Here is a 26,594-nt window from a genome sequence, read left to right as displayed (position 1 = left end):
CGTCAAACGTCTAGATTGGCGACGCTCAGCGCGTTGTCACGGATGAAGTCACGCCGCGGTTCCACCACGTCGCCCATAAGCTTGGTGAAGATGCCATCGGCCTCGTCAAGTTCCGCCACGCGCACACGGAGCAGCGAGCGGACATTGGCATCGAGCGTCGTTTCCCAAAGCTGCTCGGGGTTCATTTCGCCAAGACCCTTGTAACGCTGCAGCGTGATGCCCTTCCGGCCCGCCGCAAACACGGCTTCAAGCAGTTCCGTCGGCCCGTGGATGACCGTTTCCGAATCCTTGCGGCGGAGACGCGCAGGCTTTGTGTAGACCTCCTGCAAATGCGCTGCCTTGCGGTCAAGGCGGATGACATCGGCGGAAGAAATCAGCTTGCCGTCGAGCACCCAATTCTCGGTGACGCCGCGCACCTCGCGCGTGAAGGAGAGGCCGCCATCGCTGGTGGGCTGGCCTTGCCAGCCGCGTTCGGTTTCTTCCGACAGCGTATCGAGACGGCGGGCGATATATCCCGCCGCACCATTGGCATTTTCGGGATTGGAGAGGACTTCCGGGTTGAGCGCACCGGCAATCGCCGCCTGTTCCACGACCATGCGGGAATAGCGCGAGTGCAGCGCATCGAGCGCGGCGCGGATCGACAGCGCATCCTCCACGATGGCGCGCAAATCGGCGCCGCCCCGCTCGCTGCCGTCGCCCAGGGCCAGCGTCGAGCCTTCAAGGCCCGTCTCAACGAGATAGTCCTCAAGCGCCTTGGCGTCCTTCAGATATTGCTCGGACTTGCCGCGCGTTACCTTGTAGAGCGGCGGCTGGGCGATATAGAGGTGGCCGCGCTCGATCACCTGCGGCATCTGCCGGTAGAAGAAGGTGAGCAACAAGGTGCGGATATGCGCGCCGTCCACGTCGGCGTCGGTCATGATGATGATCTTGTGATAGCGCAGCTTCTCGACGTTGAATTCCTCGCGGCCGATGCCGGTGCCAAGTGCGGTGATCAGCGTGCCGATCTCAGCCGATGACAGCATCTTGTCGAAGCGGGCGCGCTCGACGTTGAGAATCTTGCCGCGCAACGGCAGCACCGCCTGGTTCTCGCGGTTGCGCGCCTGCTTGGCGGAGCCTCCGGCCGAGTCGCCCTCGACGATGAAGATTTCGCTCTGCGCCGGATCGCGGTTCTGGCATTCCGCCAGCTTGCCGGGAAGCCCCGCCATGTCGAGCGCGCCCTTGCGCCTTGTCAGTTCACGGGCCTTGCGCGCCGCTTCGCGCGCGGCGGCCGCTTCCACCACCTTGCCAACGATGATCTTGGCCTGCGAGGGATGTTCCTCGAACCACGCCGTCAATTCCTCGTTGATGAGATTTTCGACGACAGGGCGCACTTCGGAAGAAACAAGCTTGTCCTTGGTCTGCGAGGAAAACTTGGGATCTGGCACCTTGACGGACAGCACGCAGGTCAGGCCTTCGCGCGCGTCATCACCGGTCAGCGCAATCTTCTCGCGCTTGGCGATGCCGCTTTCGGTGGCGTAGCTGTTGATGACGCGGGTCAGCGCGCCGCGGAATCCGGCCAGATGCGTGCCGCCATCGCGCTGTGGAATGTTGTTGGTGAAACACAGCACATTCTCATGATAGCTGTCGTTCCACCACAGGGCGCATTCCGTGGTGATGCCATCCTTCTCGCCCCGGATCATGATGGGCTCCGGCACCAGCGGCTGCTTGGCGCGGTCGAGATAGCGCACGAATTCGGCGATGCCGCCTTCATAGAAAAGCTCAACCTCATGCGGCTCCACGCCACGCCGGTCAGCCAGCAGAATGCGGACGCCGGAATTGAGGAAGGCCAGTTCGCGCAGGCGGTGTTCCAGCGTGGCGAAATCGAATTCCGTCCTGGTGAAGGTTTCGGTGCTGGGCAGGAATGTCACCTCGGTGCCACGGCGGCCCGGCGCCAGTCCCACCACCTTCAGCGGCGCATCCGGCTCGCCATGGGTGAAGCTCATGAAATACTCATTACCGGCGCGGAAGATGGTGAGCTTGAGACTCACCGATAGCGCATTCACCACCGAGACGCCCACGCCATGCAGGCCGCCTGAAACTTTGTAGGAGTTCTGATCAAACTTACCGCCGGCGTGAAGCTGGGTCATGATCACTTCGGCAGCGGAAACGCCTTCGGTGGGATGAAGATCGGTCGGGATGCCGCGGCCATTGTCGGTGACGGTCACCGAGCCATCGGCATTGAGCGCCACCGTCACGCGGTCGGCAAAGCCCGCCAGCGCTTCGTCGATCGCATTGTCGACGACTTCATAGACCATGTGATGCAGGCCCGAACCATCATCGGTGTCGCCGATATACATGCCGGGGCGCTTGCGCACGGCATCAAGGCCTTTCAGGACCTTGATCGACTCCGCGCCGTATGCCTCAGCATCCGGCTTGCCGTTCTGTTCGTTACCATTCTCGTTGTCACCGCTCATCGCGTTTTTCTCATGTCCGAAACTGTTCCGGCCTCCACATGGAGAACCGCTGAAGTCTTGCCGAGGCCGTCAAACAATTCGGCATCGGTTCCCGTCATCCACGCCTGTGAGCCCAAGGCCTCGAGGCTCTCGAACAGGCCGCCGCGCCGCGTGCGGTCGAGATGGGCCGCCACTTCGTCCAGAAGCAGCAAGGGCGCCACGCCCGTCTCGGTTTTCACCGCGCTGGCCTGGGCCAGAATGAGGCCGATCAGCAACGCCTTCTGCTCGCCCGTCGAGCACTGTCCGGCGGGCATACCCTTGGGGCCGTGGATCACCGAAAAATCACTCCTGTGAGGCCCTTTCAACGTGCGTCCGGCGGCGCGGTCAAGCCCCCGCGAATCGGCAAGTATCTTACGATATTCATCCTCCGCACGCACGGCCGGCATGGCGGAAACCAGCGCCTCAACCTCGCCATCAACCGCCACAATTCCCCAAGGAAACCGGCTTCCGGTGCGCACCCTGCCGATATGTTTCTGGAGAGCGTCAATGCCTGTCAGGCGGGCGGCTGCGATGGCGACACCCGCCTCTCCCATATGGGCTTCAAGGCTGGAAATCCAAGCCTGATCGGCGCGCGGATCCTCCAGAAGGAGGTTCCGCTCGCGCATCACCTTTTCGAACACCAGAACCCGCGATCCATGCTCGGGATCGAAGGCCTGGACCAGGCGGTCGAGAAAGCGGCGGCGGTCTGAGGCGGGGCCCGCAAAGAGCCGGTCCATCGCGGGGGTGAGCCAGAGCATGCGCATGTGCTGGCCGAGCGCGCCCGAACTTCGCTCCACGTGACCGTCGATCAGCACAAGGCGGCTCTGCCCACCGCCATCGCCGCCCTCGCCCTGCCCGCTCCAGCCGGTGCCGAGCGAGACGGGGCCATCCGCCGCGTCAAGCTCTGCTGAAATGGCCCATGTGCCATGGCCGCCCAGCCGCGCCAATTCGTCGAAGCCTGCGCCCCGCAGGCCGCGGCCAGGTGAAAGAAGCGAGATGGCCTCCAGCAGGTTCGTCTTGCCCGCCCCATTGGGGCCCGAAAGCGCTATGAGGCTTTTGTCCGTCTCGAGCCTCAGCCCCGCATAGTTGCGAAAGTCAGTGAGGGTGAGGCGGGTCAGCTTGAGGGATTTTGCAGCGGCCACGGACTCCGCTTAGACCCGCATCGGCATCAGCACATAGAGCGCCTGCTCATCGCCCGGATCGCTCACGATGGTAGGCGAGCCTGCATCGGCGAGATTGAACACCATGGCATCGGAGCCGATCTGCGCCGCCACGTCGAGCAGGTAACGGGCGTTGAATCCGATATCGATGGGATCGGCGTCATAGCTGGCGATCAGTTCATCCTCGGCGGAGCCGGAATCGGGATTGTTCACCGTCAGCACCACCTTGCCGCTGGAGATATTGAGCTTCACGGCGCGGCCCTTCTCCATCGAAATGGTGGAGACGCGGTCCACCGCATCGGCAAAGCCCCTGGTATCGACTTCCAGCGTCTTGTCATTGTTGCGCGGAATAACGCGCTCATAATCCGGGAAGGTGCCGTCGATGAGCTTCGAGGTGAGCACGAGATTTCCGGCGGTGAAACGGATCTTGCTGGCGGACAGCGCCACTTCGACATCGCCGTCGAGGCCTTCGATGAGTTTCACCACCTCCAACACGGTCTTCCTTGGCACGATGACGCCCGGCATGCCCTTGGCGCCTTCAGGCCGCGCGACCTGCGCCTGAGCCAGGCGGTGGCCGTCGGTGGCAACGGCGCGCAGCAACGCACCATTGCCGGCCTCATGCAGATAGATGCCGTTCAAATAATAGCGCGTCTCTTCGGTGGAGATGGCGAAGCGGGTCTTCTCGATGAGACCCTTGAGATCTGCGGCGCTCAGCGTGAAGCGGTTGGGCATGTCGCCCGCCGCCAGATCGGGGAAATCCTCGGGCGGCAGCGCCTGCAGGGAGAAGCGCGAACGCCCCGCAAAGACGCCGACCCGATTCTGGCCGGATGCCAGATCGAGTTCAAGCTGAGCGCCATCGGGAAGCTTGCGCACGATGTCGTAGAGCATGTGGGCGGGAACAGTGGTCGAGCCTGCGCGCGCCACTTCGGCGGGCACGCTTTCAACAATCTCAATGTCGAGGTCGGTTGCGGTGAGTTTCAGTTCCGCACCCGTAGCCTGCACCAGCACGTTGGAGAGAATGGGAATGGTGTTGCGGCGCTCCACCACGCTCTGCACATGGTTCAATGCCTTGAGAAAGGCCGAGCGTTCGATGGTCGCGCGCATAAAGAAACATCCCCTGTCCACACCTCCCGCCACGCTGTGGTGGCCTGCAGACTTTGGCGCGGAAAGTGGCCTATTTCAAGGGCTGGAACTGTGGAAAACTATGCCTGTTCAACCAGCCGGATCAGCAGCGCCACTTCGCGGGCCAGCTTGTCATCCGTCTTGATCTGGTCCTCGATCTTGCGCACGGCGTGCAGCACGGTCGAATGGTCCCTGCCGCCAAACCGCCTGCCGATTTCCGGCAACGAACGGGCAGTCATCTTCTTGGCCAGATACATGCCGATCTGCCGCGGCACCACCACCGTGCGGGCGCGGCGCGGCGACAGGAGGTCGGTGCGGGCCACGTTGAAATGGCGTCCGACGATCTTGAGAATGTCATCGATCTTGATGCGCGAGCCATCCGGATTGGCCTGCATGTCGCGCAGCACCATTGAGGCCAGATCAAGGGTGATCGGCGCATTGTTGAATTGCTGATAGGCCATCACGCGGTTCAGCGCGCCTTCGAGCTCGCGGCCGGAGCCCGTAATGCGGTTGGCGATGAAATCCAGCGCCTCGTCGGGAATGACAAGGCCCGTGTCGCGCTGGCGCAGAATGGCATAGCGGCTTTCGACGATGCGGCGGCGAAGGTCGAGATCAGGCATTTCGATATCGACCACCAAGCCGCCCATCAGGCGCGAGCGCATGCGCTGGTCGATCATGTCAAGCTGGGCAGGCGGCACGTCCGCCGCCACGATCACCTGGCGCTTGGCGTCGACGAGAGAATTGAAATTGTGGCAGAACTCCTGCTGCATGGTCTTGCCCTGCAGGAACTGGAAATCGTCGATCAGCAGCACATCGACGGCCTGAAACTGATCCTTGAAGGAAATCGTGTCCTTCTGCCGGAGCGCCAATACAAAGCTGTACATGAAGCGCTCGGCGGTCAGGAACATCACCTTGCGGTCTGGCTGGCGCTCACGGATGCGGTGGCAGACGGCATTGAGAAGATGCGTCTTGCCGAGGCCCGACTGCGCATGGATGAACAGCGGGTTGAAGCTGATGGGCGCGCCTGCCAGCGCGTCGGCCACGCGGCAGACGGCGGCATGTGCCAGCTGGTTGGAGCCACCCACCACGAAGCTCTCGAAGGTCTGGGTGGGATCAATGGCGCCAGCGCGGTCTAGCGACAGAGCCTGCTGCGGCAGCGGATTGGGAACAGCCATGGCAGGCATCGCCACGGGGGCCGGGCGTTCAGCAACTTCGGCCACGCGCGGCGCGACGCCGCTGGTGCGCACCCTCACCTGCACGGTATCGAGCGCGCCCAGTTCCGCCTCGCCGGTCTTCTGCAGACGTTGGAGATAATGATTCTCGATCCAGGATTTCAGGAAGCGCGTGGGCACCGAGACGGCAAGGCGGCCGTTCTGGCAATCCTCCATCTCCATGCGGGCAAACCAGCTTGAATAGAGATCCTCGCCGAGTTCGGCGCGCAGGCGCTGCGCCACGCGGTCCCATTTCTGTTTGAGATCGGCTGAAATTGCGTTCATCTGATATGCCAGACTTCTTGAAAGCGCCTCGCGGCGCGAAACTGCCCAACAGGCAAACGCAACTGCGCCTGCCCGCACCCTGTCTTGTCCGCCGCCAGCTGCTAGCCGACGGGGAAACCTGTGTTTTCGTGAGTGTTCATGTCCGCCCCTGTCTGCGCGTTGAGGTTCATTTGTTTTTGCCGTTACGCCTACTCATCACTGCGCAAATCTTCTCCGTCCGGGCGGAACACAGCCCGGTTGTCCATTTGCCTTCACATGCTGGTGCGGCCAAGGCCTTAAAACCTGCCGCTGGGGTTTGGACCCCCGATTGCACGGCTGGCCGTCCAACCCGCCGCGCAGGCAGAACCTACAAAAACGGTGCCTTTCGCTGCAACTTGAATCGAATGATTTTCCGTACACGGAACGCCATGTTTTACCGCCAAAGCGTGCCAAACTGGCACGGAGAGGCGGTAAGTTAATGAAGAGTCGCGGGTTTTCGTGAGGCGCCTATCGTCCAAATCTGCGGCAATTTTGCCACAACCGGCAACCATGGCGGGTGTCCGGCTACAACTCCCCGGGAGCCGTCACCGCCCTGAAATTTATCCGGTTGGACAAGTTTATGAAACATCACGATAATTTCTGCGCAGAACGCTCCGTCCCCGGACAAACGAAAACGCGCCGGAGTTTCCTCCGGCGCGCTCCAAATCTTTGACGTGTGGAAAAGTCTTAGGCTTTCAGGGCCTTCACGCGGCTGGTGAGGCGCGAAACCTTGCGCGAAGCGGCGTTCTTGTGCAGCACGCCCTTCTGGGCACCGCGCATCAGTTCCGGCTGGGCAGCCTTGAGAGCGGCGAGAGCAGCCGCCTGATCGCCCGAGGCAATCGCCTCCTCGACCTTGCGGACGGAGGTGCGGATGCGGCTGGTGCGCGCCGTGTTGATGGCATTGCGGCGGGTGGCGGCGCGGTTGGCCTTCTTCGCCGATTTCGTATTGGCCATTGGGCTTTACTTCCTGCTTGTCTGAATCTCGTGAGATGGGCATCAATGACAAATGCCGCCTGCGGCAAGCAGACGGCCAGCATCGCCGGTCCATCGGGTTGGCGGGCTTATAGGGGCGGGCAATGCCGCCGTCAATTGCCTTTGACGGGTTCTCCCGTCTAAGGCCAGGAGGCAGGATGAGTTCGGAAACGAGGCCTTGGGGCGCTTTCCATGTGCTGGATGAACAGCCCGGTTTCAAGGTGAAGCGCATCACCGTGAAACCCGGCGGCAGGCTGTCACTCCAAAGCCACAAGCACCGGGCCGAACACTGGACGGTGGTGGAAGGCATTGCCACCGTCACGGTGGGAGAGACCGTGACCACGCTGACCCGCGCCCAATCCGCCGATATTCCCAAAGGCACCATCCATCGGCTGGAAAACCATCATTCCGAAACGGTTGAACTGATCGAAGTGCAGTTCGGCGACTATCTCGGCGAAGACGACATCACCCGCTACGACGACATTTACAACCGCACATGACCCAGCGCATCGGCATCGATCTCGGCGGCACCAAGATCGATTGCGCGCTGCTTTCGGAGGCAGGCGAGGTGCAGCATTCCATGCGGGTGGAAACGCCACAGGGCTATGATGCCATCGTGCGCGAGATTGCGGCGCAGGCCTGGGCGGCGCAGCAGGTGGCGGGCGGCAAGGCCTCAATCGGCATCGGCTCACCCGGCTCGCAATCACCGCTCACGGGTCTCTGGCGCAACAGCAATATCGTGGCCTGCAACGGCAAGCCTTTCGCCGCCGATCTGGCGGCAGCCATCGGACAGCCGGTGAAACTTGAAAATGACGCCAACTGCTTTGCGCTGTCGGAAGCACTCGACGGCGCGGGCAAGGGCTCTGGCACGGTGGCCTTTTTCACGGTCGGTACAGCACTGGGCGGCGGGCTGGTGATCAATGGCCGGCTACATGTGGGAGCGAATGCGGAAGCAGCGGAGTTCGGTCACACTGGCCTGCCGTGGCCCACTGATGGGGAATGGCCACCTCTTCCCTGTTTCTGCGGCAAACGGGGGTGTGCTGAACAATATGTATCGGGCACCGGCCTCGCGCGCGATTACAAAGTAGCAACCGGACATGCTCTTCCGGGAAAGGAGATCGTGAAACGCGCACGCTTCGGCGAAACAGAGGCGAAGGCGGCGCTGGCGAGGCTTCAGGACCGTCTGGCGCGCGTGGCCGCCAATCTGGTTGCGGTGATCGATCCCGATGTCTTCGTGATCGGTGGCGGGCTCAGCACGCTGCCGGAACTGGTGGAAGAGCTGCCGCCGCTCATTGCACACTACAGTTTTTCAGGCAGCGCGCAGGTAAAGGTGTTGCGCGCCGCGCATGGCGAAACGAGCGGCGTGCTGGGCGCGGCGCGTTTGTGGGATTGACGCTTCAGGGCTTCTCCCACTTGCCGCTTTTCTCGGAGCGGAAGAATGCATCGATGATCTTCATGTTCTGGATCGCATCCTCAATGCCATAGGCAGGCTTCTGCTTCTTGCGGATGGCGCGGCCAAAGGCTTCGGCCTGCAACATGTATTGGTCCGAGATCGGCAGTTCGATCCACTCACCCACATTCATGTCCATGCCCTGCACGAACATGCGGTTGGGCTGATCGGGCGGGGCGTTGAAGGGTATTTCGATCTCGATGCGGCCTTTCGTGCCGCCGATCTGCACCCGTTGAAAAGGCGCCATCTGCGTTGACACGGTGAAAGACAAATGCCGGCTATTGCCGAAATCCGCAAGGCCGCCCGCCGTGCGGTCCACCTTGAAAGCGGGATCACGATCAAAGGTGGCGGTCACGCGCTTCGGCTCGGCATCGAAAATGAAGCGCGACACGGTGATGGGATAGCAGCCGATATCGAGTAGTCCGCCGCCGCCAATCGCCGGATTGTTGCGGACGTTTTTCGGATCGCGGTTGAAATAGGAGAAGAACACCTGAACGGCGCGCACTTCGCCAATCCGCCCCTTCTTCACCAGCCGCTTCGCTTCAAGCCATTGCGTGGCATGGCGCACCATGAAGGCTTCGGCGATGTTCACATCCTTGGGCGCCTTACGAAGCTGCGCCGCCTCCTTCGCCGTGATGGCGATGGGCTTTTCGCACAGCACGTGCTTGCCAGCCCTCGCCGCCATCAAGGTGAGCGGCACATGCAGGTGATTGGGCAGCGGGTTGTAAACGGCCTCGATTTCGGGATCTTCCAGCATCTCCTCATAGGAGCCGTAGGATTTGGGGATGCCCAGTTCCATCGCCGCCTGCCGCGCCGTTTTCAGCTTGCGCGAGGCGATGGCCACAACTTCAAGATCCCGGCTCTTCATCATGCCGGGAATGACCTTTTCCATTCCGATATTGGCGGTTGAAATGATGCCCCATTTGACCGGCTTCATGCGCGTGCTCCCATTTGGCTAACTGACTTGTAACAATCGATGGCGCGCTTGCAACCGCAAATGCCGCTTTTGAACCGAACATGGTCTTACGCCATGATTTCGTTCGCAAACTTCGCGTGCTGAGGCTTGACTGTGATCTCCTGCGGGTCTGTATTTGGAAGACAGGCCGCTGGCGCTCCGGGTGGATGTGCGCGGCTATAACAGGGAGGACGTGCATGTCATTTACATTCAAAACCGCCGCCGCAACGCTGCTTCTGGGCGTGGCGCTGGCGGGTCCGGCGTTTGCCGGCGATGCCGACAGCTGCAAGACGGTGCGCATGTCGGACGTGGGCTGGACCGACATCACCGCCATCACCGCCATGACCGGCGGCATTCTGGAACAGATGGGCTATACCGGCGACATCAAACAGCTCGCCGTGCCCGTCACTTTTGCCTCGATGAAGAGCGGCGACATTGACGTGTTCCTCGGCAACTGGATGCCGTCCATGGAAGGCGACATCCGCGCCTATCTCGACGACAAGTCGGTGGAGCAGGTGTCAGCCAACCTGCCTGAAGGCGCAAAGTATACGCTGGCCGTGCCGCAATATACTTATGACAAGGGTCTGCACGACTTCAAGGACATCTACAAATTCAAGGATTCGCTTCAGGGCAAGTTCTACGGCATCGAACCCGGCAATGACGGCAACCGGCACATCCTCGACATGATCAAGGATCCGCAGTTCAAGCTTGACGGCTTCGAACTGGTGGAGAGTTCGGAAGCGGGCATGCTCTCACAGGTGCAGAAGGCAACCTCGGCGAATGAGGACATCGTGTTCCTCGGCTGGGCCCCGCATCCCATGAATGTGAATTTCAAGATGCAGTATCTGACGGGCGGCGATGCGCTGTTCGGACCCAACTTCGGCGGCGCCGTCGTCTATTCGACGGTGCGCAAGGGCTATCTCGACCAGTGCCCGAACGTTGGCAAATTCATCAAGCAGCTCAAGTTTGATGTCGGCATGGAAAACGAGATCATGGGCCAGATCCTCAACAACAACGCCGATCCCAAGGAAGCGTCAATCGCATGGGTGAAGGCGCATCCGGATGTGCTCAATGCATGGCTGGACGGCGTGACGACCTTCGACGGCTCCGGCCCGGCAATTGACGCGGTGAAAAAAGGCCTTGGCATCCAATAAATTTCGGTGACAACATGAAAGGCGGGTCCGGCACACGGACCCGCCTCTTTTCTGCGCGGACTCCATGGAACAGATTTTCAAGCTGTCCTTCATCCCCAAAATTCCTTTGGGTCTCTGGGGCAAGGCGATATTCAACTGGTTCACCACCAATTTCGATTTCTTCTTTCGCGGCCTTGCCTGGGCGATGGGCGTGCTGCTGGATGGCTGCGTGAATGCGCTCTTGGCGGTGCCGCCGGTTTTGCTGGCGCTGATCTTCGCCATCATCGCCTATGCGCTGCAGCGTTCGTGGAAGCTGGCGCTGGGCACGCTGCTGGGCTTTCTGCTGATGCTGAACCAGGGACTATGGAAAGACACGATCCAGACGCTGGTGCTGGTGGTGGCCTCCACCATGGTATCGATCGCCATCGGCATTCCCTTGGGAATCTGGGCGGCCCACAGCCCCAAGGTGTGGCGGGTGCTGAATCCGGTCCTCGACCTCATGCAGACCATGCCGACTTATGTATATCTCATTCCGGCGCTGATCCTGTTCGGCCTCGGCATGCCATCGGGCATGCTGGTGACGGTGATCTTTGCCGCACCTGCCCCCTTGCGCATGACCTATCTGGGATTGACCTCGGTGCCCCGCGCGCTGATCGAGGCAGGGCAAGCCTTCGGCGCCACGTCGCGCCAGCTTTTGTGGAAAGTGGAACTGCCGGCGGCGCTGCCCACCATCATGGCGGGCATCACCCAATGCATCATGCTGTCACTCTCCATGGTGGTGATCGCCGGGCTGATCGGCGCCGCAGGCCTCGGCAGCCAGGTGGTGCGCGGCTTGAACCAGATGAACATTCCGCTCGGTGTTGAAGCGGGCGTGGCCATCGTGATCCTCGCCATCATCCTCGACCGCGTGACGCGCGTGCGGCAGGGAGCGCATTGATGAGCGCAGCCGTCGAATTCAAGAACGTCGACATCATGTTTGGCGAGCGGCCGGAAACGGCGCTGGCTCTGCTCGACAAGGGCGCCACGCGGGCGGAAATCCTCGAGCGGACCGGCAATGTGCTGGGCGCGGCGGGCGCCAATCTCACCGTGAAGGAAGGCGAGATCAGCGTGCTCATGGGGCTTTCGGGCTCCGGCAAGTCCACGCTCCTGCGCGGCGTCAACGGGCTCAACACCGTGTCGCGCGGCAGCATCTTGGTGAAGCACGGCGGCAAGATGGTGGATGTCGTCACTTGCGATGCGGAAACGCTCCGCCAGGTGCGTCAGCATGCCGTCGCCATGGTGTTCCAGCAATTTGCGCTCTTGCCCTGGCGCACGGTGGCGGAGAATGTCGGCTTCGGCCTTGAACTCGCTGGCGTTCCCGAGACAGAACGCAAGGCGCGCGTGGACAAGCAATTGAAGCTCGTTGGCCTTGACCAATGGGCGGGAAAATATGCGCATGAGCTTTCGGGCGGCATGCAGCAGCGTGTGGGCCTTGCCCGCGCCTTCGCCACCGAAGCGCCGATCCTGCTGATGGATGAGCCCTTCTCGGCGCTCGATCCGCTGATCCGCACCAAGCTGCAGGATGAATTGCTGCAACTTCAGAAGACGCTGAAGAAGACCATCATCTTCGTGTCGCATGATCTCGAGGAGGCGCTCAAGATCGGCAACACCATCACCATCATGGAATCCGGCCATATCGTGCAGTCAGGCCCGCCGGAAGACATCGTCTTGAAGCCCGCCAATGATTATGTGCGGGAGTTCATCGCCAATGTGAACCCGCTCTCGGTGCTGACCGCCTGGAACGTCATGCGCTCGCTGCATGAGCTTGAAAAGGCGGGCGAGGACTGGGTGTGGCTCGACCGGCGCAAGACCACGCGCTTCCGGCTTGACGGAGGCCGCAAGGTGCTGGCCGCCGAGCGTGAGGGCAAGCCCGCGACATGGGTCACCTGCGCCGACGTCGAGAAGCCGGTGCCCGCCAACACGCGGCCCGTCTATTGGGCAAGGCCGGGAACGTCGCTGAAAGTCGTCATGCTGGCCATGCACAATGCCGACACGGCGCCTGTGGCGATTTTCGACGAGGAAAACCGTTTCCTCGGCGCCATCGGCGTGCGCAATGTGCTGCAAGCCGTGCTGAAACGGCAGGACTGATCACCAGGCGGTTCCGCTCGCCAGCGGCGGCAGACGCAAATGCCTGGCGATGCTCTGGCCGATATCGGCAAAGCTCTTGCGATGGCCTACAGTGCCCGGCGCAATCCCCGGTGACCAGATCATGATGGGCACCTGTTCGCGCGTGTGATCGGTGCCCTTCCATGCCGGATCATTGCCGTGATCGGCGGTGAGGATGAGAAGATCATCCGCATGCAGAGCATCGAACAGCCGGGGCAGCATGGCGTCAAACGCTTCGAGCAGCCGGCCATAGCCCTTAGGGTCACGGCGATGGCCGAATTCGGTGTCGAAGTCGACAAAATTGGCCATCAGGACACCGCCATCCGCGAGCGCGGCGAGTTCCCTGATGACAGTGTCCATCATCGCCGGGTGCCCCGACACCTTCACCTCGCGCCCCGTGCCGCGATGGGCATAGATGTCGCCGATCTTGCCGACGCTGACCACGGCGCGGCCTTCCCCTGTTGCCACATCAAACAGCGTCGGCGAAGGCGGTGCGATGGCGTAGTCCTTGCGATAGGGCGTGCGAACGAAAGCGCCACGCGCCTCGCCCACGAAGGGCCTTGCGATGACGCGGCCGATCATCAACGGCAAGGTCAATTCGCGCGCCACGGTGCAGACCTCATAGAGGCGCTCGCGGCCGAAATGCGTTTCATGGGCGGCGATCTGCAGCACGCTATCCGCGCTGGTGTAAGCGATGGGCTTTCCGGTGCGGATATGCTCCTCGCCATAATCCTCGATCACCTCGGTGCCCGAGGCGTGGCACATGGCCAGAAGGCCCGGCAGTTTGCAGCGGGCAACAAGCGCATCGATCATCTCTTGCGGGAAGGCCGGAATGGTATGGGGGAAATAACCCCAGGCAAAGGGCACGGGGCACCCGGCGATTTCCCAATGGCCGGTGATCGTATCCTTGCCGCGCGACACTTCGGTGGCCACGCCATAGCGCCCGGTCAACTGTGTTTCAGCAAGCGGGTTGCGGCCCGTCGATAATTGCGCCGCCAGCCCCAAGCCGAGCGAGGCCATATGCGGCACGTGCAGCGTCATGTGATCGCAGATGTGGCCCAGCGTGTTGGCGCCCCGGTCGCCGAAACTTTCCGCATCCGGCGCGCCGCCGACGCCGAAGCTGTCAAGCACAAGCAGGATTGCGCGCGGCATCAGGATGGCCCGATGCGTGCGAGGATAGGCGCCGTTTCGGCACCGCCATCGCCGATCGCATAAGCGGATTTGACGATGGCCGCCGCGCGCGAGAAGCCCTCCTCATCCGCGGCGTGGATGAGGCAGAGCGGCGTGTTGGCATCGGAAATAAAATTCTTGCCCAGAAGCTGCGACAGGCCAACGCGGTGATCAATCACATCGCTCGCGGTGTGGCGGCCGCCGCCCAGTTCGATAACCGCAAGGCCCAGATCGCGTGTCCTGATTGAGCTGACCAATCCATCTCCATCCGCATAGACGGGGCGAACAATCGGCGCAGCGATAAGATGTGCATCACAATGTTCAGCAAAATCCGCAGGGCCGCCCAGCGCCTTCACCATGCGATTGAACCGCTCTACGGCATCGCCCGCCTCCAGGCTTCGTTCAAGCTGCGCCACCGCATCCGCATGCGATTGCGCAAGGCCCGCGCTCACCAGAAGCTCGGCTCCCAGGCCAACCGTGATGGCATGAACGCGGCTGTTCCGGATGCGGCCCATGAGGAAGCCGCAGGCATGTGCGATCTCAATCGCATTCCCCGCGCAAGGCGCCAGGGGTTCGTCCATGTCAGTGATGAGGGCTGTTGTTTTCAACCCTGCGCCATTGGCGACGCTGACGAGGCTCTGCGCCAGCGCCTCCGACTCTTCGCGCGTGGCCATAAACGCGCCGGAACCGGTCTTGACGTCCAGCACCAGATGCTGAAGCCCCGCCGCCAATTTCTTCGACAGGATGGAGGCCGTTATGAGCGGTATGCTCTCCACCGTCGCCGTCACGTCGCGGATGCCATAAAGACGCTTGTCGGCGGGTGCGAGGTCGGCGGTCTGGCCGATGATGGCGCATCCCGCCTCGCGAACCACTTTGCGGAACAGCGCCAGATCGGGCTGTGAGACATAGCCTGGAATGGAATCGAGCTTGTCCAGCGTGCCGCCGGTGTGGCCCAGGCCCCGTCCTGAAATCATCGGCACATAACAGCCGCAGGCGGCCAGCATGGGCGCCAGCATCAGCGAGATGTTATCGCCCACGCCGCCGGTTGAATGCTTGTCCACCACCGGCCCCGGCACATCCCAGTGCAGGACCGTGCCCGAGTCGCGCATGGCCAGCGTCAGGCCCACGGCTTCTTCAGCACTCATGCCGCGAAAGAAAACCGCCATGGCGAAGGCCGCCACCTGCCCTTCGGAGATCGCGCCTTTCGTCAGCCCGCCAATGAACTCGCGCACCTCTTCGGTGGTGAGGCTTGCGCCATCGCGCTTGCGGCGGATCACTTCCTGCGGCAGCACATCAGCCTCGAGCGAAGAAAGTTGTGAGAAGCCGCGTCATGCGGTCGGAGGCTTTGGCCCCTTCGCTCTTGGTTTCGGCATGGCTGGGAGAGGCCCCCTCGATGCCCGCCGCCAGATTGGTGATCACCGAAAGCGCCGCCACCTTCAACCCAAAGCGGCGGGCGAGAATGGTTTCGGGCGCTGTCGACATGCCCACCGCATTGCCGCCGATGATCTGCATCATGCGGATTTCGGCGGGGGTCTCGAAAGAGGGGCCGGAGTACCAGCAATAGAACGCCTTCATGGAGTGCGATGCCTTCCGCGTCCGCCGCCGCGCGGAAGCGGGCGCGAAGGGCCGGATCATAGGCATTGGTCATCGGCACGAAATTTTCATCGCCATGCTGGCCGATCAGCGGATTCATGCCCGCGCAATTGATGTGATCGGCGATCAGCATCAGCGCGCCGGGCCGCATCTTTGCATCAAGCGATCCCGCCGCATTGGTGAGGATCAGCGTCTCGATGCCGGCCTCTTTCAGGATTTCGATGGCCGGACGCATGACGGCGGCATTGCCGGTTTCATAGGGGTGCGCGCGCCCCGCCAGCACGGCCACATCCACGCCGCCGAGTTTGCCCGCATAGAGTTTCCCCGCATGGCCGGAGATTTTGGGAACCGGGAAGCCGGGAAGCTCCGTATACGGAATAATCAGCGGATCGGACACAGCCTCGGCTACAGCACCGAGGCTGGAGCCGAGGATGATGGCGGTCTTCGGCGCGCGGCCCTTCAGTGCCTTCGCCAGCGCATTCATTTGAGATGATCCGGCCCGAAGGACACCGGCAGCAATTCTTCCAGCGTGAAGGTGCGGCGGATCGTACCGTCCTCGCCGCAGATGTGAATCTTGACATCGGGGGCCGCGAACTCGCGGATCTTCTGGCGGCAGCCGCCGCATGGCGTCACCAGTCCCTCGCCTGCGCCGATCACCGCCACTTCCGTGACTTTCGTGCCGCCGCCCATGATCAGCGCGGAAATGGCGGAAGGTTCGGCACACCAGCCCTGCGGATAGGAGGCGTTCTCGATGTTGCAGCCGCCGAAGATCCGGCCTTTCTCATCCCGCATGGCGGCGCCGACGAGAAACTTCGAATAGGGGGCGTGGGCTTTCAGGCGCGCGGCCCTGGCGGCCTCGACGAGATCGCGGCTCATGTCAGCGGTCCTTCGTATAGGGCAAGCCCGACGCCTTGGGCGGAATCGACTTGCCGATGAAACCTGCCAGCAGAATGACGGTCAACAGATAGGGCAGCATGTTGATGAACTGGACGGGAATTTCCACGTCGAACAGCTTCTTGCCCTGGAGCGGCGTGCCCGCGGCCTGCAAGAATCCGAAGAGAAGACAGGCATAGAGCGCGGGCCATGCCCGCCAGTTGGCGAAGATCAGGGCGGCCAGCGCCATGAAGCCGCGCCCCGCCGTCATGTCGCGCACGAAGCCCGCCGAAAGGGATGTTGAAATGAACGCTCCCGCGATGCCGCAGAGAACGCCGGCAATCAGCACGGCGCGATAACGCAGGCCCGCCACCGAGATGCCTGCCGTATCGACGGCCTGCGGATTTTCACCCACGGCGCGCAAGCGCAATCCGAAGCGGGTGCGCGACAGCGCCCAGGCCGTGAGCGGCACCAGCGCAAAAGCCAGATAAGCAAGAATGGAATGGCCGGAAACGATATGCGCCAAGGTGCCCAGCACCGGCACATCATAGAGATCCGACAGGCCGGGAATGTCGATGGGCATGAAGCGCGCATCAGGGCCAAGCGATGGCGTGCGCCCGCCTTCGCCAAACCATTTGTTGCCCAGCACCACCGCGAGGCCCGCCGCCAGCATGTTGATGGCAACGCCCGACACCACCTGATTGCCGCGCTGGCTGATCGAGGCATAGCCATGCACCAGCGAGAAGGCGAGCGAGACGGCAATCGCCGCTGCAAGGCCCGCCCAGGCTGAATTGGTGACGGCCGCCACGCTGGCCGCCGCGAAAGCCGCCGCCAGCATCTTGCCTTCAAGGCCAATGTCCACAACGCCCGACCGCTCCGACCACAGGCCCGCCAGGCAGGCGAGGATCAGCGGCACCGAGAGCCGGATGGTAGAGGCAAGAATTTCATTTATGAGCGGCAAATCCATCGCGTCACTCCCCGCTCTGCGTGAAGTAGCGCGTGAGGGCCGGGCGGAAGGTTTGTTCCAACGCGCCCATGAACAGGATGACGAGGCCTTGCACCACCACGATCATGTCGCGGTTAATGGCGGGCCGCGCGAAGGAGAGTTCGGAGCCACCCTGATAAAGCACGCCGAACAGCAGCGAGGCCAGCACGATGCCGAAGGGATGCGAGCGGCCCATCAGCGCCACGGCAATGCCGACGAAACCGGCGCCGCCCACGAACTCAAGCAGCAGGCGGTGCTGCACGCCGAGGATTTCATTGGCGGCCAGAAGCCCGGCAAGCCCGCCCGAGATCACCATGGCGATGATGATGATGCGCTTGACGTCGATCCCGGCATAGATGGCCGCCTCGACATTCGCCCCCACGGCGCGGATTTCGTAACCCAGCTTGGTGCGCCACAGCAGATACCAAACAGCCCATGCCGCGAAGAAGGCGAGGAATACGGTGGGATTCAATGGCGATGAGGCGAGCCTGACGCCGAACAGATCGCGGGCGATCTCGCGGAAGCTCGGGATATAGGCGGCGTCGATCTCGCGGCTTTCCATCGCCATGCGGCCCAGCGGGCGGAACCAGTAGTTGATGAGATACTGGATGAGGCTGGCGGCGATATAGTTGAACATGATCGTGGTGATCACGATGTGGCTGTCACGCTTGGCCTGAAGATAGCCAGGGATGAAGCCCCACAGCGCACCGAATACGGCGCAGGCAATGATAGCCAGCGGGATGACGATGAACCACGGCATGAAGCCAAGGCCAAGGCCGACGATGGCCGCGCCCAGCCCGCCGATATAGGCCTGCCCCTCGCCGCCGATGTTGAACAGCCCGGCGTGGAAAGCCACCGCCACGGCCAGCCCGGTGAAAATGAAGTTGGTGGCATAGTAGAGCAGATAACCCCAGCCCTTGATCGAGCCCAACGCGCCTTTCAGCATGATCCACAGCGCATCAATGGGGTTCTCGCCGATGATGATAACGACGAGACCCGCCACCAGCAGCGCGATCAGCAGGTTGAGCAGCGGGATCAATCCCATATCGACCCAGGCCGGAAGTTCGCCCCTTTGGTTGGCCATCACGCAGCTTCCTTCGTGACACCAGCCATCAGCAGTCCAAGTTCGCGTTCATCCGTGCTGGCGTCGCGCTCACCCATGATGCGGCCCGCGAACATGACGGGGATGCGGTCGGAGAGGGCGCGGATTTCATCAAGCTCCACCGACACCAACAGGATGGCCTTGCCCTGATCGCGCAATTCGATGAGGCGGCGGTGAATGAATTCGATGGCGCCAATGTCGACGCCGCGCGTCGGCTGGCCGACGATCAGGAGATCGGGATCGCGTTCGATCTCGCGCGCCAGGATGATCTTCTGCTGGTTGCCGCCGGAAAATTTGGCGCTCTTCAGATAGGGATCGGACGGGCGCACGTCGAACTCGTTCATTTCCGAACGGCAGCGCTCCACCACCTTGTCGCGGTCGAGGCGGAAGCCCTTGCCGAGCGATTCTTCATAGTGCCAGCCGAGGATCGCCGATTCGGATGCGTCGAAGGAGGTGATGAGGCCGCGGTGCTGGCGGTCTTCCGGCACGTGGGCCAGGCCTTCCTGCCGGAGATAGCGCGGATCGCAGGTGGGCCCGCATACCTTGTTTTCAAAGATGATCTCGCCCGATGTGGGCTTGGTGATGCCGGCCACCAGATCGAGCAATTCAGACTGTCCGTTGCCCGACACGCCGGCGATGCCGACAATTTCACCCGAGCGCACGGTGAAGGAGACATTGTCCACCCGCGCCACGCCCTGCTTGTCTTTCCAGGTGAGGTTCTTGACCTCCAGCGCCACCGCACCGGGCTTCGCTGGCCCCTTTTCCACCCGCAGCAGCACGCGGCGGCCCACCATGAGTTCGGCCAGTTCGCCAACATTCGTATTTTTGGTTTCTTTCGTCGCCACCAGTTCGCCCCGCCGCATGACCGAGACGTGATCTGTGATGGCCATGATCTCGCGCAGCTTGTGGGTGATGAGGATGACGGTCTTTCCCTCATCCCTCAGTGTACGGAGAATCCGGAAGAGGTGATCCGCCTCATCCGGCGTCAAAACGCCCGTGGGCTCATCGAGGATCAGAACGTCCGCGCCCTTGAAGAGCGCTTTCAGGATTTCCACCCGCTGCTGCAGGCCCACGGGAAGTTCGCCGACAATCGCGTCGGGATCGACGTCCAGCTCATATTCCTTGGCGAGGCGCGTCAGTTCGGCGCGCGCCTTGGCCAAAGCAGGGCCGATCAGCGCGCCGCCTTCCGCGCCCAGCACCACATTTTCGAGCACGGTGAACGGCTGCACCAGCATGAAATGCTGGTGCACCATGCCGATGCCATGGGCAATCGCGTCCGATGAGGACCGGATGCGCACCGGCTGGCCCTTGATCCGGATTTCCCCCTTATCAGCCTGGTAGAAGCCAAACAGAATCGACATCAGCGTGGATTTGCCGGCGCCATTTTCGCCGATGATGCCGTGGATCGAGCCCTGGCCGATGGCCAGCGTCACATCCTTGTTGGCGTGAACGGCGCCAAAACGCTTGTCGATGCCGATCAGTTCGATTGCCGCGGTCATCCGTGACGCCTGTATGCCTCACCCCGGCGGGGATGAGAAAGGGACCCATTGCGCAACCATGGGGAGGTGAAGGTCATGTTCGTCTGCCGTCCCCTCACCCGTCCCATGCTTGCGCACGGGCCCCTTTCCTCTCCCGCTCGCGGCGGGAGAGTCGTCGTGCCCTGCTTATTCAACCGGGCACTTGTTGTCGTCCATGTAGTCATGCACCTTGATGGTGCCCGCAATGATGTCAGCTTTCGCCTTTTCCACCGCCGCCAGCATTTCGGCTGTGATCAGCGGCTTGTTGTTGTCGTCCATGGCATAGCCCACACCATCTTCCGCGAGGCCCAGCGCCTGGATGCCCGGCTTGAAAGTGCCGTCCTTGCCCGACTTCATGACATTGTAGACGGCGACATCGACGCGCTTCACCATCGAGGTCAGAACCTTGCCGGGATGAAGGTAGTTCTGGTTGGCGTCAACGCCGATCGACAGCGCGCCGCCATCGGCCGCCGCCTGCAGCACGCCTAGGCCCGTGGCGCCCGCCGCCGCGTAAACAACGTCCGCGCCCTGCGCCATCTGGCCCTTGGTGATTTCGCCGCCCTTGACGGGATCGTTCCAGGCCGCGCCCGTATCGCCCGTCATGTTCTGGAACACCGTGGCGTCCGGCTTCGCCGCCTTGACACCCTGCACGTAGCCGCAGCCGAATTTGCGAATCAGCGGAATGTCCATGCCGCCGACGAAGCCGACCTTGCCGGTCTTCGACGCCATGCCCGCCAGCATGCCAACGAGATAGCTGCCCTCATGCTCCTTGAACACGATGGACTGCACGTTCGGCAGATCGACGACCATGTCGACGATGGCGAATTTGAGGTCCGGATATTCCTTGGCGACCTTTTCCACCGCCGCAGCCTGGGCAAAGCCCGCCGCGATGATCGGGCTATAGCCCTGGTCGGCGAAGTTGCGGATCGCCTGTTCGCGCTGCGCCTCATTGGCGATTTCGAATTCGCCATAGGCAATGCCCGTCTCGGTCTTGAACTTCTGGGCGCCGTTATACATCGACTCATTGAACGATTTGTCGAACTTGCCGCCAATGTCGAACACGATGGCGGGTTTGTCGTCCGCCGCATGAGCAAGCCCTGCCATCATCGCAAAGGCGGCGGTGGCGGCCAATAATGTACGTCTCTTCATGAAAACCTCCCTGATTGTCCCATCACGCTCCCGCCCACCGCTGACATGGGCGGCACGGCAATTTTTATCACTTGATCAAATGGCTTTGCCGCCGTCAAGCGTTGGAACGTCACTTCCCCGCTGTGGTCGCGAAATCAATCTGGAGCGCCGCGCCAGTCACCGGCTTCAAGCGCGGCGAGGCGACCATGACGATAAAGGCGGCGATTTCCTCCGGCGCCGCGAAGCGTGTGCGCGCGCCTTGTGGATAAATAGCACGCAGGCGCGCCAGATAGCCTTCCGGATCACCGCCGCCAAAGGCTTTGGCCTGGTACTGCAGCATCGGCGTTTCAACATCGCAGGGACAGATCGCGTTGACACGGATGCCTTTTGGCGCAAGTTCGAGGGCCATCGCCTTGGTGAGCAGCACAACGCCGCCTTTCGATGCGCAATAGATGGCCGCCCCGGCATTGCCCATGAGGCCGGCGTCAGAGGCGATATTGATAATCTGGCCTTCGGTTTTCTCCAGTTCGGGAATGGCATAACGGCAGGTAAAAAATGTGCCCTTGAGGTTGATGTCCAGCGTCCTGTCCCATTGCGCCTCGGTCATTTCCGCGCTGCCGCCCTCAACCCATACGCCAGCCGCGTTGACCAACACGTCAAGACGGCCAAATCGCGAAACCGTCTCAGACACCATGCGGGCACAGTCCTGAATCCTCGCGACGTCACCGGTGATCGCAAGGTGGTCAGAAGGAAAATCCGTGGGCCGCAAATCAGCAATGGCGATATTGGCGCCAAGCGCGTGGAATTCCGCAGCCGCGGCGCGACCCATGCCACCGGCGCCACCAACGATCAGCACCGTCTTGCCAGACCAGTCATCAGTACCAGCCATCAGGCGCACCCTTGTATTCGGCGATGGAGTTGCCGCCATCCACCACGAGTGTCGTGCCCGTCACATAGCTTGCCTCCGTGCCGGCAAGGAACAGGATCGCCGCGGCCACCTCGTCCGGCGTGCCGGACCGGCCCGCCGGCGTTGCCTTGCCAGCGCGAACTTCAGGCTTGGTCTGGGATGCCGTGGCGATCCATCCCGGCAATACCGCGTTGCAGGTGATGTTGCGTGAGGCATTCTCGATGGCGACGGTGCGCGTCAGCCCCGCCATGCCGGCCTTCGCTGCGGAATAGCCACCGCTACGCGGGTTGGTGACCAGAGGGCCCGTCACCGAGGAGACATTGACGATCCGCCCATATCGCCGCCGCTGCATGGAGGGCAGGCTGGCGCGAATCATGTTGAACGCCGTGGTGAGGTTGAGGCTGAGATGCTCCTGCCATTCTGCGTCGGAAATTTTCTCGACGCGCGAGGCGACACTCTTGCGGCCAGTCTGGATCATCCCGGCATTGTTCACCAGGATATCGACACGGCCAAAATCCCTGCGCACACCGTCAACCAGATGCTGCGCGGCATCCGCGCCAGTCAAGTCCGCTGTATATCCCTTGTGCGCACAGCCCAGTTCGGCGGCGCGCTGGAGGATGCGGCTGGTGGTCGATGTGACCGCCACGCGCGCGCCTGCCTCCGCCAGCGCCTTTGCTGCGGCGAATCCGATCCCGTCCGGGCTTCCCGCCCCCGTAACCAGGGCAACCCGCCCCTTAACGCCAATCATGCTCCACCCTTGAAACCCAGCCTTGCGGTTTTCATATTAGCCGGAACCGGAGCAGTGGTGCCAGATGGGCCGTCAATCCGGGTGCTGCTTTCACAAGGGCAAAGACATGACACGACTTTCGGTTTTTTCATCTCCTCTGCTGCTGGGCTTCGACGAGCTTGAACGCATGCTCGACCGCGCCAGCAAGACATCCGGTGACGGATATCCGCCCTATAATATCGAGCGCCTGCCGCGCGCCGAGGGCGAGGCCGAACGGCTTCGCATCACCCTCGCGGTCGCCGGATTTGCGCGCGACGAGATCGACATTACCATCGAGGAAAACCAGCTGGTGATCCGTGGCCGCCAGAACGATGGCGACGGACGGGACTACCTGCATCGCGGCATTGCCGCCCGCCAATTCGCCAGAAGCTTCGTGCTGGCTGACGGCATGGAAGTGCGCGGTGCCAGGCTAACAAATGGCCTTCTGGAGATCGGCCTCGAAAAACTGGAACCCAAACGGCTGGTGCGCCGTATCGAGATTGGAGGATAATTCCATGAACACTGAATTGGAAAAGAAGATCGTTGCAATGTCGCCGGAGGATTTCGCAGGGCTGGGCGGTGGCGCCCTTGCCTATATCCGCGAGATCGAAGGCAAGGACGCCATCCGCATGCTGGGCGACGAGGCCAAGGTGAACCCCACGGCCAAGCTCTATTGCCTCTATGCCGCCGATGGCACGCCGATCTCGATTTCCGGCACGCGCGAGGCTGCCGCCGGAAGCGCCTTCGAGCATGAACTCATGGCAATGAGCCTGCACTGATCTTTCGATCAATGAGATTAATCATGGCCGGGAGCAATCCCGGCCATTTTCGTTTCAGGCGGCGGAGGCTGAGGGCGATCCCGTTGGCTCGGTCAGGATGGCGTAAAGCCCCTCCGCCGTTTCCGTGCCGCGCAGCTTGGCGACAACCTGCGGATCACGGAGCATGCGGGAGATGCGCGCCAGGGCTTTCAGATGATCGGCACCGGCGTGATCAGGCGCCAGCAGAACAAACACCAGATCAACCGGCTGTCCATCCACCGCGTCGAAATCGATGGGCTGCGCCAGCTTGGCGAACAGCCCGTAAACGCGGCCCAGCGTGGCAATCTTGCCGTGCGGGATGGCAATGCCCTGGCCGATGCCAGTCGATCCCAGCTTCTCGCGCTGCAACAGGGTTTCGTAGATGATGCGATGATCAATCGCCACGCGTTTTGCCAGCGCCTGCGACAAATCCTGCAGCAATTGCTTCTTGTTCGGCGCCTTGACATTGGCCAGCACCGATTGGGCATCGACGAGATCATCAAGATTCATGGGCATTCACCCTGCGCGAGCGCGTTCACGTTGCGGCCGTCTTGGCATCTACCCAGCCGATGTTGCCATCCTGCCTGCGATACACGACATTCAGGTCTCCGTGGCCGCTGTTGCGGAACAGCACGAAGGGAACGCTGGAAATATCAAGCTGCATCACCGCCTCTCCCACCGTCAGCTCCGGCACGCTGGTTGCGGCCTCGGCGACGACAACCGGATTGAGGTCGGAAGGTTCAACCTCGACATCGGCGGCGGGGCTGATGACATAGCTCGCGGCTTCCATCTGCCTCACAGGCTCGCGCCGCGTCTTGTGATGATCCTTGAGGCGCTGCTTATAGCGCTTGAGCTGCTTTTCCAGATGCTGGGCGGCGCCATCAAAGGCGGGATGCGCTTCGGCGGCCGATCCATGCGCCTGCAGCACGAGGCCGGTGGCCAGATGCAGCGTGATGTCGGAATTGAAGGCGGCGCGCTGCTTCTCCACGGTCACATGGCCGCGCACCGTGCCTTCGAAATATTTCTGCTGAAGCCCTGACAGGCGCTCCTCGACATGGCTGCGCAGCGCGTCACCGATATCGAGGTTCTTCCCGGTGATCTTGATTTGCATCGCGGGCAAAATCCTTGTTTCGCCTCACCACAAGGTGGGCGCTCCCAAACCAAACGTCAACCGGCTGTCACGTGATACGGTCTCGCCCGTTGCAACCGCTTCGCGCATTCTCTTTTGCAGATTGGGCGATCCCTCCTGCGCGCCGAAGCGGGCGGAACCTAGTCGCGGCCTTACGCGCTGTCAACGGCCCTTGGCGGAGGCCGCCCGGGATTCTCTGCGGCGCTGCACGGAAGATTGAATTCCCAACGATTCCCGATATTTGGCAACTGTCCGGCGGGCAATTTCAACGCCTGCGTCTTTCAGTTTTTCGACAATCGTATCGTCCGAAAGGATATCGCTCCCCTCGCCCGCGATCATCTCCTTGATCCGGTGGCGCACCGCTTCCGCCGAATGCGCGTCACCCTCCGAATCGGAGCTCGCGATGGCTGTCGTGAAGAAATATTTCATCTCAAAGATGCCGCGTGGAGTCGCCATGTATTTGTTCGACGTGACCCGGCTCACGGTTGATTCGTGCATCTCGATGGCTTCCGCTACCGTCTTCAGATTGATTGGCCGGAGATGCTGGACGCCCAGCACCAGAAAGGCATCCTGCTGGCGCACGATCTCGCGCGCCACCTTGAGGATCGTCTTGGCGCGCTGGTCGAGGCTTTTCACCAGCCATGTGGCGTTGGCCTGGCACTCCGAGAGATAGAGCTTGTCCTCGCTGCGCGCGGCGGATTTCGACACGGTGGCGAGGTATTGATTGTTGATGAGCACGCGCGGCAGCGTGTCGGTGTTGAGTTCAACGAGCCATGATCCATCCGGCGCTGCCCTGACGCTGACATCGGGAATGACCGGCTGCACCGGCTCCGAGCCAAAGGCATGGCCGGGCTTGGGATTGAGATGCTTGAGTTCCGCCACCATGTCGCGGAGGTCATCGGCATCCACCTTGCATAGCGATTTGAGCGCCGCATAATCACGTTTGGCCAAAAGTTCCAGATTGTCGATCAGCCTGGCCATGGCGGGATCGTAGCGGTTGGCCTCGCGAAGTTGCAGCGCCAAGCATTCCTTGAGATCGCGGGCGAATACGCCCGGCGGGTCGAAGCCCTGCAGAATCGCCAGCACGCGAAGGATATGGGCTTCATCGGTGCCCAGTGTTTCCGCCACGCCCGGCAGATCGCCCGTGAGGTAGCCCGCCTCATTGACCATGCCGACGAGGTGCTGGCCGATCAGCCGGTCCACCGGATCGGAGAGCGAGAGGTTCAACTGGTTTTCCAGATGCTCGGACAGGGTTTCGGGCCTGGTCAGCGTGGCGGCGAAATCCATCTCGTCATTGTCGAGGGATATACCGCCCGCCGGCCGGAAGGATGACCAGCCGGAATCGGTCGGCCCCGGCGCGGCACTCCGGCTTTCCACGTCGGCGCGCGCCTCATGGGTGTAGACATTGTCGAGATCGGTATCGAGCGTCTTCATGCGCTCTTCGGCGGCGCCGCCCGCGCTCAGCTCCTGCACCATGTCGGGGCGGTCCTGCGACCGCTCCGTCGCTTCCGGCTTTTCGCGCACCTCGCCGCGTTCGTCGCGTTCGAGCAGCGGATTGCGCTCAAGCTCGCCGTCAACGAAGGCCTGCAGTTCGAGGTTGGACATCTGCAGCAGCTTGATTGCCTGCTGCAATTGCGGCGTCATGACCAGCGACTGGCCTTGCCGGAGTTCAAGCCTCTGGTTCAGGGCCATGGCGGCCGCGCAA

Annotated in this window: 25 protein-coding genes and 1 pseudogene; 7 read left to right on the top strand and 19 right to left on the bottom strand. The window is 62.1% G+C overall.

What is annotated here, in order from left to right; genetic code table 11:
- Positions 1-2: 2 nt before the first annotated feature.
- The 5 genes from gyrB to rpsT form a co-directional block, all read right to left on the bottom strand.
- Entirely contained in the window at positions 3-2,453 is a 2,451-nt protein-coding gene (gene gyrB, locus QM694_RS16085; protein ID WP_415007935.1) for a DNA topoisomerase (ATP-hydrolyzing) subunit B, read from the bottom strand.
- Positions 2,450-3,613 (bottom strand): DNA replication/repair protein RecF, encoded by a 1,164-nt coding sequence (gene recF / locus QM694_RS16080; protein WP_415007934.1) that lies wholly within the window; start codon positions 3,611-3,613, stop codon positions 2,450-2,452. The genes gyrB and recF overlap by 4 nt, the downstream gene beginning before the upstream one ends.
- Before the next feature lie 9 nt (positions 3,614-3,622).
- Complete coding sequence (dnaN, locus tag QM694_RS16075) at positions 3,623-4,735, bottom strand: DNA polymerase III subunit beta (RefSeq protein WP_415007933.1); 1,113 nt, start codon at positions 4,733-4,735, stop codon at positions 3,623-3,625.
- A 98-nt stretch (positions 4,736-4,833) separates the two neighbouring features.
- Positions 4,834-6,249: a chromosomal replication initiator protein DnaA gene (gene dnaA / locus QM694_RS16070; RefSeq protein WP_415007932.1), complete on the bottom strand. Its 1,416-nt coding sequence runs from the start codon at positions 6,247-6,249 to the stop codon at positions 4,834-4,836.
- Between the two features lie 705 nt (positions 6,250-6,954).
- On the bottom strand, positions 6,955-7,221 hold the full coding sequence (gene rpsT, locus QM694_RS16065) for a 30S ribosomal protein S20 (RefSeq protein ID WP_415007931.1): 267 nt from the start codon (positions 7,219-7,221) through the stop codon (positions 6,955-6,957).
- Between the two features lie 176 nt (positions 7,222-7,397).
- Between rpsT and QM694_RS16060 the strand changes: the two genes are divergently transcribed.
- Together QM694_RS16060 and QM694_RS16055 are read left to right on the top strand one after the other, a co-directional pair.
- Positions 7,398-7,739, top strand: coding sequence for a phosphomannose isomerase type II C-terminal cupin domain (locus QM694_RS16060; RefSeq protein WP_415007930.1), 342 nt, complete (start codon positions 7,398-7,400; stop codon positions 7,737-7,739).
- On the top strand, positions 7,736-8,632 hold the full coding sequence (locus QM694_RS16055) for an ROK family protein (RefSeq protein WP_415007929.1): 897 nt from the start codon (positions 7,736-7,738) through the stop codon (positions 8,630-8,632). Before QM694_RS16060 ends, QM694_RS16055 begins: the two co-directional genes overlap by 4 nt.
- A 4-nt stretch (positions 8,633-8,636) precedes the next feature.
- Here the strand turns inward: QM694_RS16055 and QM694_RS16050 are convergent, their stop codons facing one another.
- The gene (locus tag QM694_RS16050; protein ID WP_415007928.1) at positions 8,637-9,626 is read right to left on the bottom strand and encodes a Gfo/Idh/MocA family protein; all 990 of its coding nucleotides are present in this window, start codon (positions 9,624-9,626) and stop codon (positions 8,637-8,639) included.
- A 215-nt stretch (positions 9,627-9,841) separates the two neighbouring features.
- Between QM694_RS16050 and QM694_RS16045 the strand changes: the two genes are divergently transcribed.
- The 3 genes from QM694_RS16045 to choV all read left to right on the top strand — a co-directional run bounded on the left by QM694_RS16045 (position 9,842) and on the right by choV (position 12,904).
- Positions 9,842-10,798 carry a choline ABC transporter substrate-binding protein gene (locus QM694_RS16045; protein ID WP_415007927.1) on the top strand — a complete coding sequence of 319 codons (957 nt, stop codon included), beginning with the start codon at positions 9,842-9,844 and terminating at the stop codon, positions 10,796-10,798.
- 64 nt (positions 10,799-10,862) lie between these two features.
- Positions 10,863-11,714 carry a choline ABC transporter permease subunit gene (choW, locus tag QM694_RS16040; RefSeq protein WP_415007926.1) on the top strand — a complete coding sequence of 284 codons (852 nt, stop codon included), beginning with the start codon at positions 10,863-10,865 and terminating at the stop codon, positions 11,712-11,714.
- A complete protein-coding gene (choV, locus tag QM694_RS16035; protein ID WP_415007925.1) occupies positions 11,714-12,904 on the top strand; it encodes a choline ABC transporter ATP-binding protein in 1,191 nt (396 codons plus the stop codon). Before choW ends, choV begins: the two co-directional genes overlap by 1 nt.
- Here choV and QM694_RS16030 read toward each other — a convergent pair whose 3' ends face one another.
- The 10 genes and pseudogenes from QM694_RS16030 to QM694_RS15985 all read right to left on the bottom strand — a co-directional run bounded on the left by QM694_RS16030 (position 12,905) and on the right by QM694_RS15985 (position 22,945).
- On the bottom strand, positions 12,905-14,074 hold the full coding sequence (locus tag QM694_RS16030; RefSeq protein ID WP_415007924.1) for a phosphopentomutase: 1,170 nt from the start codon (positions 14,072-14,074) through the stop codon (positions 12,905-12,907).
- A complete protein-coding gene (gene deoA / locus QM694_RS16025; protein WP_415007923.1) occupies positions 14,074-15,384 on the bottom strand; it encodes a thymidine phosphorylase in 1,311 nt (436 codons plus the stop codon). Before deoA ends, QM694_RS16030 begins: the two co-directional genes overlap by 1 nt.
- Position 15,385: 1 nt before the next feature.
- Positions 15,386-16,169, bottom strand: a pseudogene (locus QM694_RS16020) (purine-nucleoside phosphorylase).
- A complete protein-coding gene (locus QM694_RS16015; protein ID WP_415007922.1) occupies positions 16,166-16,561 on the bottom strand; it encodes a cytidine deaminase in 396 nt (131 codons plus the stop codon). The pseudogene QM694_RS16020 and the gene QM694_RS16015 overlap by 4 nt, the downstream one beginning before the upstream one ends.
- A 1-nt stretch (position 16,562) precedes the next feature.
- Positions 16,563-17,525: an ABC transporter permease gene (locus QM694_RS16010; RefSeq protein ID WP_415007921.1), complete on the bottom strand. Its 963-nt coding sequence runs from the start codon at positions 17,523-17,525 to the stop codon at positions 16,563-16,565.
- A 4-nt stretch (positions 17,526-17,529) separates the two neighbouring features.
- Entirely contained in the window at positions 17,530-18,627 is a 1,098-nt protein-coding gene (locus tag QM694_RS16005; RefSeq protein ID WP_415007920.1) for an ABC transporter permease, read from the bottom strand.
- Positions 18,627-20,144: an ABC transporter ATP-binding protein gene (locus tag QM694_RS16000; protein ID WP_415007919.1), complete on the bottom strand. Its 1,518-nt coding sequence runs from the start codon at positions 20,142-20,144 to the stop codon at positions 18,627-18,629. Before QM694_RS16000 ends, QM694_RS16005 begins: the two co-directional genes overlap by 1 nt.
- A 165-nt stretch (positions 20,145-20,309) precedes the next feature.
- Complete coding sequence (locus QM694_RS15995; RefSeq protein ID WP_415007918.1) at positions 20,310-21,311, bottom strand: BMP family lipoprotein; 1,002 nt, start codon at positions 21,309-21,311, stop codon at positions 20,310-20,312.
- Positions 21,312-21,420: 109 nt separating this feature from the next.
- Complete coding sequence (locus QM694_RS15990; protein ID WP_415007917.1) at positions 21,421-22,179, bottom strand: SDR family NAD(P)-dependent oxidoreductase; 759 nt, start codon at positions 22,177-22,179, stop codon at positions 21,421-21,423.
- Positions 22,166-22,945, bottom strand: a complete 780-nt coding sequence (locus tag QM694_RS15985; protein ID WP_415007916.1) for an SDR family NAD(P)-dependent oxidoreductase — start codon at positions 22,943-22,945, stop codon at positions 22,166-22,168. Before QM694_RS15985 ends, QM694_RS15990 begins: the two co-directional genes overlap by 14 nt.
- 106 nt (positions 22,946-23,051) lie before the next feature.
- Between QM694_RS15985 and QM694_RS15980 the strand changes: the two genes are divergently transcribed.
- Both QM694_RS15980 and QM694_RS15975 read left to right on the top strand, forming a co-directional pair.
- Positions 23,052-23,474: an Hsp20 family protein gene (locus QM694_RS15980; RefSeq protein ID WP_415007915.1), complete on the top strand. Its 423-nt coding sequence runs from the start codon at positions 23,052-23,054 to the stop codon at positions 23,472-23,474.
- 4 nt (positions 23,475-23,478) lie between these two features.
- A complete protein-coding gene (locus QM694_RS15975) occupies positions 23,479-23,742 on the top strand; it encodes a DUF1150 family protein (protein WP_415007914.1) in 264 nt (87 codons plus the stop codon).
- Between the two features lie 54 nt (positions 23,743-23,796).
- Here QM694_RS15975 and ptsN read toward each other — a convergent pair whose 3' ends face one another.
- The 3 genes from ptsN to rpoN all read right to left on the bottom strand — a co-directional run bounded on the left by ptsN (position 23,797) and on the right by rpoN (position 26,581).
- Positions 23,797-24,270 (bottom strand): PTS IIA-like nitrogen regulatory protein PtsN, encoded by a 474-nt coding sequence (gene ptsN, locus QM694_RS15970; protein WP_415007913.1) that lies wholly within the window; start codon positions 24,268-24,270, stop codon positions 23,797-23,799.
- Positions 24,271-24,295: 25 nt separating this feature from the next.
- Complete coding sequence (gene hpf / locus QM694_RS15965) at positions 24,296-24,871, bottom strand: ribosome hibernation-promoting factor, HPF/YfiA family (protein ID WP_415007912.1); 576 nt, start codon at positions 24,869-24,871, stop codon at positions 24,296-24,298.
- 180 nt (positions 24,872-25,051) lie between these two features.
- The gene (rpoN, locus tag QM694_RS15960) at positions 25,052-26,581 is read right to left on the bottom strand and encodes an RNA polymerase factor sigma-54 (protein ID WP_415007911.1); all 1,530 of its coding nucleotides are present in this window, start codon (positions 26,579-26,581) and stop codon (positions 25,052-25,054) included.
- Positions 26,582-26,594: the final 13 nt, after the last annotated feature.

The organism is Aestuariivirga sp. (genome assembly GCF_047602625.1).
Lineage (GTDB): Bacteria > Pseudomonadota > Alphaproteobacteria > Rhizobiales > Aestuariivirgaceae > Aestuariivirga.
This window is presented reverse-complemented; position numbering and strand designations above follow the sequence as displayed.